The following is a 10,562-nucleotide window of genomic DNA, read 5'->3' on the forward strand; positions in this document are numbered from 1 at the left end:
ATGAGAATGGCACTTCGTGCAATTTTCTGAATTTGTAAGAAGCTGATATTCAATACTATATAAAAGATAAAACTTAGTTGCAACTAAGCGATCGGCGAGTTGCAACTAAGCAAATGCCGAGATGCAACAAAGCAATTGCTTAGTTGCAACTAAACTTTTGACCACTTGAGACTGTGGCTTTTTAGGCTCCTTTTTGGTGGGGCTTATCGGACAAGTTGGACAAGTCGGACGGATCGGACGAGTCGGACTGTGGTTTCCTGAAAAAGGTTGTTAGGCCCTGGCTCCACTCGGCAGGGGGTTCTGTAGAGAGTGATATTTTTGGTAGCTTTGCAGTAAGGGAGGGAGTGAGGAATATTGACTATTTAGAGAATAAGTTTTGGGTGTTGGCATGAAGGTAGCACTTATTACAGGTATTACGGGTCAGGATGGTTCGTATCTTTCCGAGTTTTTACTCGGAAAGGGGTATGAGGTGCATGGTGTGATGCGTCGGAGTAGTTCTTTCAATACGGGTCGTATTGAGCATCTTTATCTAGATGAGTGGATCAGGGATATGCACGAGGGGCGGTCACTGCACCTTCACTATGGTGATATGACCGACTCTAGTTCACTTCTACGTATTCTGCAGGAGGTGAAGCCAGATGAAGTGTACAACTTAGCGGCACAGAGCCATGTGAAGGTCTCCTTTGAGGTGCCTGAGTACACCGCTGAGACGGTGGCTCTTGGGACGCTGAGACTTTTGGAAGCGGTTAGGATTCTTGGGATGGGAGATAAAGTGCGGATTTACCAAGCCAGTACCTCGGAACTTTTTGGGAAAGTGGTGGAGAGCCCACAGAACGAGCAGACCCCCTTTCGACCCTCTTCGCCCTATGCGGTGGCGAAGCAGTATGCCTATTGGATTTGCCATAACTATCGAGAAAGCTATGGAATGTACGTGGCGAATGGGATCCTCTTTAATCACGAGAGTGAGCGGAGGGGAGAGACCTTTGTGACGCGTAAGATCACCTTGGCGGCGGCGAGGATCGCGGCTGGAGTACAGGATAAGCTCTATTTGGGTAACCTTAGTGCCCTTCGTGACTGGGGCTATGCCAAGGATTATGTGGAGTGTATGTGGCTGATGCTACAGCAGGAGTCTCCTCGGGACTTTGTGATTGCGACAGGGGAGCAGCACTCAGTGCGGGAGTTTGCAACACTTGCCTTTGCCTTTGCTGGTATTGAGCTCGAGTGGGAGGGGAGTGGCTTGGAGGAGAAGGGTGTGGACCGTAAGAGTGGTCGGGTATTGGTGGAGGTGGACCCTCGTTTCTTTAGACCATCGGAGGTGGAGACGCTTTTGGGAGACCCTGCAAAAGCACGTAAGGAGCTGGGCTGGAATCCGAGGGCTACCTCTTTTGAGAAGTTGGTGCAGAAGATGGTGGAGCATGATATGGCTCTGGTACAGAGTAGTGGTGGTGCAGTGCGCTAACAGGGGGTGTGTTGGGTGATGAATAAGGATAGTAAGATATATGTGGCTGGGCATCGGGGGTTGGTGGGCTCGGCAATTTGGAACAATTTAAAAGCACGTGGGTACCATAACCTTGTGGGACGGACGCATCGGGAACTGGACCTTTTGGATCCCGTGGCTACTCGTCGGTTTATGGAGCAAGAGCAACCGGAAGGGGTTATCCTAGCGGCTGCTAAGGTGGGCGGTATTGTGGCTAATCAGCGGTATCGGGCCGACTTCATCTATGAGAATCTGCAGATTCAGCAGAATGTGATTGGGGAGAGTTGGCGGTGTGGGGTGCAGCGGTTGCTCTTCTTGGGCAGTAGCTGTATCTATCCTCGTGATGCGGCTCAGCCTATTCGGGAGGAGGCCTTGCTGACAGGGCCTTTGGAGTACACCAACGAACCGTATGCTTTGGCTAAGATTGCGGGGCTTAGACTTTGTGAGAGCCTCAATCTACAGTATGGCACCAATTATATTGCGGTGATGCCGACCAATCTTTATGGTCCGAATGATAACTTTGACTTGGTGAATAGCCATGTGCTTCCTGCGATGATTCGGAAGATTCACTTGGCAAAGCTCTTGGGTATTGGTGACTTGGGCGGCGTGAAGAGGGACTTGGTACGACGCCCTGTGGAGGGGGTTGTGGAGCCTGAGGAGTTGGCGAAGATGGGGATTTACCCTAATGAGGTAAGACTTTGGGGAAGTGGGAAGCCACTGAGGGAGTTCCTCTGGAGTGAGGATATGGCGGATGCATCGGTGCACCTATTTCTGAATACTGACGTTGCCGACCTCTACCCTAAGGGAACGGAAGAAGTACGTAATTGCCATATCAATATCGGGACAGGCAAGGAGATTAGTATCAAGGAGCTGGCTCAATTGATAGCTCGGGTGGAGGGGTTTGATGGGGTGATCTCGTGGGATAGCACGAAACCAGATGGCACTCCACGGAAGCTCTGTGATGTATCGCGACTGCATGCCCTTGGTTGGAGGCATCGCGTGGAGCTAGAGGAGGGAGTGGAGCGATTGTATCAATGGTATTTGGAGAATTAGAGAGTGATTAAGAATATATTATTTGACTTTGGAGGGGTATTTGTACGACTGAATAGAGAGGAGTCGGTAAGGCGTTTTGAGACTTTAGGAGTACATGATGCAGATGGTCTACTAGATCCTTACCAGCAACAAGGTCTTTTCTTGAAGTTGGAGGAGGGACAATATGATAAGGCGGAATTTACTGAAGCATTGAACGGGGCTTATTCTCTTGCCCTTAGTGAAGAGCAGGTAGGATGGGCTTTGATGGGGTTCCTTGCCGAAGTGCAGCAGTATAAATTTCACTACATACGCGAAGATCTACCGAAGGAGTTGCGGTTGCTGGGGATCAGTAATATCAATCCTTTTATCTGGGAGTATGCTCGGTCGGGTGAGATGATTGATGGTGGTTACTCGGTGGATGACTTTTTTGAGAAGGTTTATCCCTCCTATGAGTATGGGGTGTGTAAGCCAGATAGAAGGTTTTTTGACCTGATTGTGAAGGAGTCGGATATCCGCCCTGAGGAGACACTTTTTATTGATGATGGTCCTGCTAATACGGAGGTGGCGAGGAAGCTGGGCTTTGTCACCTTCTGCCCTGAGAATGGTGAGGATTGGCGACCTATTTTGGATAAGATGCTGGGGTGATGGAGGAGCTGTTCTCTAGTTATCGAACTCTTAAAAGCCGTTCGGAGGCTATTTACACGGAGCAGAGGAGTAAGTTTATTGCCTTTGCAATACCAGTGGAGTCGGAGGAGGCGGCTATGGAAGAGATTCAGGAGTTGCGGAAGCGATATTATGATGCTCGGCATGTCTGCTGGGCGTACCGCATCGGGAAGGGGGAGCCTATAGAGCGACAAAATGATGATGGTGAGCCGAGTAGTACCGCAGGGAAGCCGATATTGGGTCAGATGCTTAGCTATCAGCTTACCGACCTATTGATTGTAGTAGTGCGGTATTTTGGCGGAGTGAAACTGGGTACTGGTGGATTGATTGTGGCCTATCGCACTGCAGCGGAGGAGGCGATCAAGAATAGTGAAATTGTGGAGGTGACCCTTTATAGTCACTATCGGCTTACTTTCCCTTTTGACCTTATCAATCCTGTGATGATGCTCTTGAGGCAATATGAGGCGGAAACGGTGCTGAGTGATGCGGATACGGAGGGGCATATATGGGAAATAAAGGTGCCTAATAGTAGGGCGAGGGAGTTTGAAGAGGGAGCGAGTGCCATTTATCAGCTACAAATAAAGGAGGTAGCGAACTAATGGGGGTGCACCTTTGTTGTATGTGTGGGGAGGGGTAGTGATGATTGTAATGTAAAACTATAGAATAACATTGATTAACTAACTTATGAAGACAGACATCGAAATCGCAAGAGAAGCGAAACTGAAGAAGATTGACCTAATTGCTGAGGAAGCCGGTATCCCAGAGGATCGACTATCCCCCTATGGAAAGTATATGGCTAAGGTGGATAGCACTCTCCTTGAGGAAAAGCACGATGAGGGTAACCTGATTCTTGTAACAGCTATTACTCCAACCAAAGCGGGTATCGGTAAGACAACAGTATCTATTGGACTAGCACTTGGACTTAACAAGATAGGAAAGAAGGCTTTTGTAGCATTGAGAGAGCCATCACTCGGACCAGTATTTGGTATGAAGGGTGGTGCTGCTGGAGGTGGATATGCACAGGTATTACCTATGGATCAGATCAATCTCCACTTTACTGGTGACTTCCATGCTATTACTTCGGCGAATAATACGCTTGCCGCACTTGTGGATAACTATGCTTATCAGAATAGAAATAAGCCTGAGGGCCTCAGCAGCATCGTTTGGAAGCGTGTGCTTGATGTGAACGATCGTAATCTACGTAATGTGATTACTGGTCTTGGTGGGGTAGGTAATGGTGTGCCTCGTGAAACTGGATTTGATATTACTCCAGCTTCTGAGATTATGGCAATCCTTTGTCTGGCTACAGATATCAAGGACCTCCGCAGAAGACTTGATAATATCCTTGTGGGTTATCTAAAGGATGGTTCGCCATTTAGAGTAAAGGACCTTGGTTGCGGTGGTGCACTTACTATCCTTCTGCAGGATGCTATTAACCCTAACTTGGTGCAAACAACGGAGAATACTCCTGCCTTTATCCATGGTGGTCCATTTGCTAATATTGCACACGGCTGTAACTCGGTAATGGCTACTAAGATGGCCTTGAAGTATGGCGAATATGCTATCACGGAGGCTGGCTTCGGTGCCGACCTAGGTGGTGAGAAGTTCTTTGATATTAAGTGTCGTCACGCTAAGCTACAACCAAAGGCAAGTGTGCTGGTAGCTACTGCTCAGGCATTGAAGCTACATGGTGGTGCCGATGAGAAGAACCTTAAGGCTGAAGACCTTGAGTCGCTGAAGAAGGGCTTTGGCAATATGGATCGCCATGTGGAGAACCTCCGTAAGTTTGGGCAGAGTGTAGTGGTTTGTATCAACCGCTTCCCCACTGATACGGATAACGAGATTGCCCTGATTAGAGAGCACTGTGAGCAGAACAACCTACCATTTGCAGTGAATACTGCGTTTGGCGAAGGTGGTGAGGGTGCCGTAGAGCTTGCAAAGGTGGTGGTAGATACCATTGACAATAACCCTTCTAAGCCTCTACAATTCTTGTACGACAATGAGATGTCTATCAAGGAGAAGGTAGATGCGATCACCAAGAATATCTACAGAGCATCGCACGTCAATTATGAGACGAAGGCGATGAAGGCGATTAAGAAGCTCGAGGAGCAGGGATTTGATAAGTTCCCAGTATGTATTGCCAAGACTCAGTACTCATTTACCGATGATGCTAAGCGCTTCGGTGCTCCTGATAACTTTGAGCTCAACGTACAGGACGTGGTGGTGAATACTGGTGCTGAGCTGGTAGTGGTGATTATGGGTAGCATCATGCGTATGCCTGGTCTGCCTAAGGAGCCAGCTGCTATGAAGATGGATTTGGTGGATGGTGTGATCCACGGCCTTAGCTAATGCCTTGTACTGACCAAGAAATGAGATCGGCAGTAGAGCAACTCCTCGACGAGTTTCGCTCTACTGCCGACCTATCTTATAAGTCTTTCAATACCAAGCTAAAGGTTTCTTGCTATCCAGATAGTATTCTGGGAATACGGATGCCAGTGGTACGACGAATAGCCCATAAACTTTCCAAGTATCTAACTTCCGATGGTGCTATTACACTTCTATACCCTCTTGCAAAAAGATGGTATGAGTACAAACTGTTATTAGGACTGGTATTAAAGGAGGTGACGCAAGAGGATGAAGTCGGAAAAACTATCCCAGTGCTTTATTCGCTATGCGACGGATGGGCTGTATCAGACCTATACCAAGAGGTGCTTGGACATTTTGCCAAATTATGGAGCCTTGAAGAGGTGCTTTTGTCCACTAAGAAGTTTGCAACTAGTCCAAATGAGTTCGCTCGTAGGCTCTCCATCGTTGCTTACTTTCCACTGCTGCGACAAGAGCTGGTCAGTGTCGAGCAAGTGCTACAGCATATTGCCCTACTAGAAAATGATTCTGCCTACTATGTGGAGATGGCTAATGCGTGGTTGCTTGCCGAAATCAAGCTGACCCACCCAGAGGTCTCGCCTGTGATTTCTAACCCTTCACTCAAAAAGCGATATCTCCAGAAGCTACGTGAGTCGCTTCGTTACCACTAATAAACTCTAAAAAGAATGCAGTACCGGTCTTGTAACAGTCTTTCATAGTGGATGGCGACTTATTTCGTGCTCATTTGGGTGGGTGGATATTAGAGGAGGGGAGTAGAGCTGTGGAATTAGCTCTACTCCCCTATTATATGAAGTGTTTTAGTTAAATCTCTTCAAAGCGTGCGGTGAAGAACCGAAGCTGATGAGGCTCGTAGGTGAATCGTAGCCCCTTGATCGTCTCAGCGTGGCGATAAAGCTTGATCACCGACTCTGCTACCACCTGCATATGTGCATAGGTGTAAACTCGTCTTGGAATGGTGAGACGTACTGTCTCGAGCTTTGGCCTATGGTTTTCCCTGGTCTTAGGATCTCTACCTGCGCTTACAATTCCCCTCTCCATAGAGCGTACGCCGCCCTCTACATATAGATTTGCAGCGAGTGCCTGTGCTGGGAATTGGTCTTGTGTTAGGTGCGGACAGAAACGACGTGCATCAATAAATACAGCATGCCCTCCAGTGGGTTCTACGATAGGTACCCCTCCCTCACGGAGTAGGTCACCAAGATAACGTACTTGGCGAATGCGGTGCTCAATGTACTCAAATTGAAGTGATTCCTTGAGCCCTATTGCCATAGCTTCCATATCCCTACCAGCCATACCTCCGTAGCTTGGCATTCCCTCGAATACTACCACTAGTTCCTTGGCTTTTTGGAATAGCTCCTCATCATTCATACAGAGGAATCCACCAATATTCACGATACAATCCTTCTTACCACTCATGGTGCAGCCATCGGCGTAGCTAAACATCTCACGCACAATCTCCTTGATGGTCTTATCGGCATAGCCCTCCTCCTGCTCTTTGATAAAGTAGGCATTCTCTACGCAACGTGTTGCATCGAAAAAGACCTTCACCCCATACTTATTGCAGATATTCCGCACCTCTCGCATATTCTTCATTGAGACTGGCTGTCCACCAGCGAGGTTTACCGTTACTGCAAGGCAAACATAGGCGATGTTTTCCGCTCCCTTTTCCTTGATGATCTGCTCTAACTTCTCTAGGTTGATATCCCCCTTGAAAGGAATAGAGCAAGAGGCATCGTGTGCCTTATCACGGATAATATCCAAGAAGATAGCCCCATTGGCTTCTTGATGGTAGCGAGTAGTGGTAAAGTACATATTACCCAACACATATTGTCCTGGCTTAATGGCAATACGACTTAAGATGTTCTCTGCACCACGACCTTGGTGCGTAGGCACTAAGTGCTTAAAACCAAAAATGTCTTGAACGGTCTCCTCAAGGTGATGGAAATTGCGACTTCCTGCATAGGCTTCGTCACCAATCATCAGTCCACTCCACTGCTTGTCGCTCATCGCATTGGTTCCAGAGTCGGTCAGCAGGTCAATATAAACATCTTCCGAATTGAGTAGGAAGGTGTTGTAACCTGCTTCCTTGATAAGTCTTTTTCGCTCCTCGAGCGAATTCATCTTCACAGTTTCTACAGCCTTAATTCTAAAAGGCTCGGCTGGATACTTGTTTAGGTCTAGCATATTTGTTTTAGGTTTAAGAGTTAATAAAATAACTATCTCCAGTCTGCCTCAAATATACTATTATTCTTCCAACCACCCAACTATTTAGACTGTAAAAACTACTCCTTTTCCGTTGCCTCAGTAGGGGTTTCTATTGTAGGCTCCTGCTCTTTTGACTTATTTTCCGCATCAAGCAATTGATCTGCCCTCGACTTCCACGGTCTTTTACCAAGGATTTGTTCCACATCTTCGGTGAAAATCACCTCTCTACTAAAGAGCAAGTCAGCAATCTTTTGGTGCCCGTCTCTATGCTCCATAAGTATCTGCTTAGCACGCTCATACTGAGTATTGATGATTTGTAGTACCTCCTCATCGATCATCTTAGCCGTTGCTTCACTATAAGGCTTTGTAAATCCATATTCATTTTGGTTATCCTCATAGTTGATATTTGGGAGCTTCTCACTCATACCGAAGTAGGTGACCATAGCTTGTGCCATCCTTGTTACCTTCATCAAGTCATTGGCTGCCCCTGTAGAGATCTTCCCGTAAGTGACAAATTCAGCTGCTCTACCTCCTAGTGTAGCACACATCTCATCCAGTAGTTGCTCCGTAGTTGTGATCTGTCGCTCTTCAGGAAGATACCACGCAGCACCGAGTGAGCGCCCACGTGGCACAATCGTGACTTTGATCAATGGATTGGCATGCTCTAGAAGCCAACTAACTGTAGCGTGACCCGCCTCGTGGATTGCGATAGCTCGCTTCTCCTCCTCCGTGGTGATTTTGGTTTTCTTCTCCAGACCGCCCACGATCCTATCAATGGCACTCATAAAGTCCGACCCTTGGATCACCGACTTATTGGCCCTTGCGGCGTGTAGTGCTGCTTCATTACAAACATTGGCAATGTCGGCACCCGAGAATCCTGGCGTCTGACGAGAGAGTAGGTCAATATCCACCGTATCATCCATCTTAAGCGGACGCATATGCACTTGGAAAATCTCCTTCCGCTCATGCACATCTGGTAGCTCCACACTAATCTGGCGGTCAAAACGACCTGCTCTAAGGAGTGCTTTATCTAGAATGTCTACACGGTTGGTCGCAGCGAGGATAATCACCCCGCTATTAGTGCCAAAACCATCCATTTCAGTAAGCAGTTGGTTGAGCGTATTCTCACGCTCATCATTGCCACTAAAGCCTGCGTTCTTGCTTCTTGCTCTACCGATGGCATCGATCTCATCAATAAAGATGATGCTTGGCGACTTCTCCTTGGCCGTTTTGAATAGGTCCCTAACTCTTGAGGCACCCACACCCACAAACATCTCCACGAAGTCTGAGCCCGAGAGCGAGAAGAATGGCACCCCCGCTTCTCCAGCTACTGCCTTTGCAAGGAGTGTTTTACCAGTTCCTGGAGGTCCTACAAGCAGAGCTCCCTTAGGTATTTTACCTCCCAATTCAGTGTACTTCTGAGGCTCCTTAAGGAAGTGAACAATCTCCTCCACCTCCTGCTTTGCGCCACTTAGTCCTGCCACATCTTTGAAAGTGACCTTCACTCTATTCTCGGCATCAAATAGCTGTGCTTTAGACTTGCCTACATTAAATATGCCACCTCCAGAGCCACCTGAGCCTCCACCCATGTTGCCCATCATGCGTCGGCTCATCCAGACCCAAAAGAATATAATAATCAAAAGGGGCAAGAAGCTAATAATGATATTGAGCAAATTAGCGGTGTTATTGACATAAGAGACCTTGGCCGAGATAGGCTTCTTCCCCGCCATGATCTCCTGATAGAGGTCATTGAAAGCACCGGCTCCAGGAATCTCCGACGTCACCTCAATCTTAGAGAGTAGGGAAGGACGCTTCTGATCCTTTTCCTTACTAGCAATTTGGTACTTCTTTACTTTTGACTCAGCCTCCTTTTTGACTACAGCATGCACAGTGCCTTTAGAGCTATATACCGTCACCTCTTCAAAGAGGTCATCTTGGAGCATCGCTTGAAAACGGCTCCACTCCACCTCTTCTCCACTAGAACCATTTGAGAAAAGCAAAATCCCCAAAATTGAGAGTAGCATCAGGGTATAAACCCATCCCAGTCCAAATCCCTTTTTCTTCTTTCGATTTGGAGAGTTTTTTGGATTATTTTGTTGTAGTGCCATGACCTTGTTATTTCTTTTTTACTTACTCCTCATCAGGGATGATTGTCTGCTTTGCATCTGCCCACATTTGCTCCAGCCCGTAGTAGTTTCTAAGCTCAGGCACCATGATATGAACCACTACATCTACGTAGTCCATAGCTATCCACTCACCTGATCCTGTATGGGTGTGTATTGGTTTTTCGCCTGTCAGCTGGAGCACCTTATCCCATACCGCCCCTTCGAGGGCACCTACCTGCGTTGCCGTATTGCCTTCTGCCACTATCATATAGTCACAAAAAGCCTCCTCCACACTCCTCATATCTATGAGAGTGATGTGCTTACCTTTCTTCTCCTTGATTCCCTCCACGATAGCTTCTGTAAGCGCTATTGTTGTCTTATTTGATGTTTTCAATGGGTGATTACGTTCTGTCACTGATACTTAAATTTTACATTCCACAAATGTACCAAAAAATAACCGTCGCAGTGCCAATTGCCACTTCTTTTTACTTTATTAGTAGTAGAGATAGGATTACCCCTCTGGAGACTGTTGCACGAAGGCGATCTGCTACGTTGCTTTCGGGATTCGGGCTCGGTCACGTACGTGAGTACGCTCCCAGCACCCTCACCCTCAGCGCCTTGCATCTCATCCTTCGTGCAAAGTCTCTGCACATTTAAATCAAATGTGCGAGAATGGCACTTCGTGCAACATTCTC

The 10,562-nt window shown here is 47.4% G+C and carries 9 protein-coding genes; 6 read left to right on the forward strand and 3 right to left on the reverse strand.

Annotated elements, in window-relative coordinates; genetic code table 11:
* The first annotated feature begins 388 nt into the window (after positions 1-388).
* The 6 genes from gmd (at position 389) to A3GK_RS0105085 (ending at position 6,207) form a co-directional block, all read left to right on the forward strand.
* Positions 389-1,459: a GDP-mannose 4,6-dehydratase gene (gene gmd / locus A3GK_RS0105060; RefSeq protein WP_018028391.1), complete on the forward strand. Its 1,071-nt coding sequence runs from the start codon at positions 389-391 to the stop codon at positions 1,457-1,459.
* A gap of 18 nt (positions 1,460-1,477) precedes the next feature.
* Positions 1,478-2,530, forward strand: coding sequence for a GDP-L-fucose synthase family protein (locus tag A3GK_RS0105065; RefSeq protein ID WP_018028392.1), 1,053 nt, complete (start codon positions 1,478-1,480; stop codon positions 2,528-2,530).
* Between the two features lie 3 nt (positions 2,531-2,533).
* Complete coding sequence (locus tag A3GK_RS0105070; protein ID WP_018028393.1) at positions 2,534-3,154, forward strand: HAD family hydrolase; 621 nt, start codon at positions 2,534-2,536, stop codon at positions 3,152-3,154.
* A complete protein-coding gene (locus A3GK_RS0105075) occupies positions 3,154-3,771 on the forward strand; it encodes an IMPACT family protein (protein ID WP_018028394.1) in 618 nt (205 codons plus the stop codon). Before A3GK_RS0105070 ends, A3GK_RS0105075 begins: the two co-directional genes overlap by 1 nt.
* Before the next feature lie 85 nt (positions 3,772-3,856).
* Entirely contained in the window at positions 3,857-5,521 is a 1,665-nt protein-coding gene (locus tag A3GK_RS0105080; protein ID WP_018028395.1) for a formate--tetrahydrofolate ligase, read from the forward strand.
* Between the two features lie 20 nt (positions 5,522-5,541).
* Positions 5,542-6,207, forward strand: a complete 666-nt coding sequence (locus A3GK_RS0105085) for a DNA alkylation repair protein (RefSeq protein ID WP_244860725.1) — start codon at positions 5,542-5,544, stop codon at positions 6,205-6,207.
* Positions 6,208-6,358: 151 nt separating this feature from the next.
* On the opposite strand, the gene A3GK_RS0105090 is transcribed toward A3GK_RS0105085, so the two are convergent.
* From A3GK_RS0105090 to rsfS, 3 genes are all read right to left on the reverse strand, one after another.
* A complete protein-coding gene (locus A3GK_RS0105090; RefSeq protein ID WP_018028397.1) occupies positions 6,359-7,741 on the reverse strand; it encodes a tyrosine phenol-lyase in 1,383 nt (460 codons plus the stop codon).
* 98 nt (positions 7,742-7,839) lie between these two features.
* Positions 7,840-9,870, reverse strand: coding sequence for an ATP-dependent zinc metalloprotease FtsH (gene ftsH / locus A3GK_RS0105095; protein ID WP_018028398.1), 2,031 nt, complete (start codon positions 9,868-9,870; stop codon positions 7,840-7,842).
* A gap of 22 nt (positions 9,871-9,892) precedes the next feature.
* A complete protein-coding gene (gene rsfS, locus A3GK_RS0105100) occupies positions 9,893-10,282 on the reverse strand; it encodes a ribosome silencing factor (RefSeq protein ID WP_021903082.1) in 390 nt (129 codons plus the stop codon).
* Between the last annotated feature and the right edge of the window lie 280 nt (positions 10,283-10,562).

Origin of the sequence: Porphyromonas somerae DSM 23386, assembly GCF_000372405.1 — a bacterium.
GTDB classification, from domain to species: Bacteria; Bacteroidota; Bacteroidia; order Bacteroidales; family Porphyromonadaceae; genus Porphyromonas_A; species Porphyromonas_A somerae.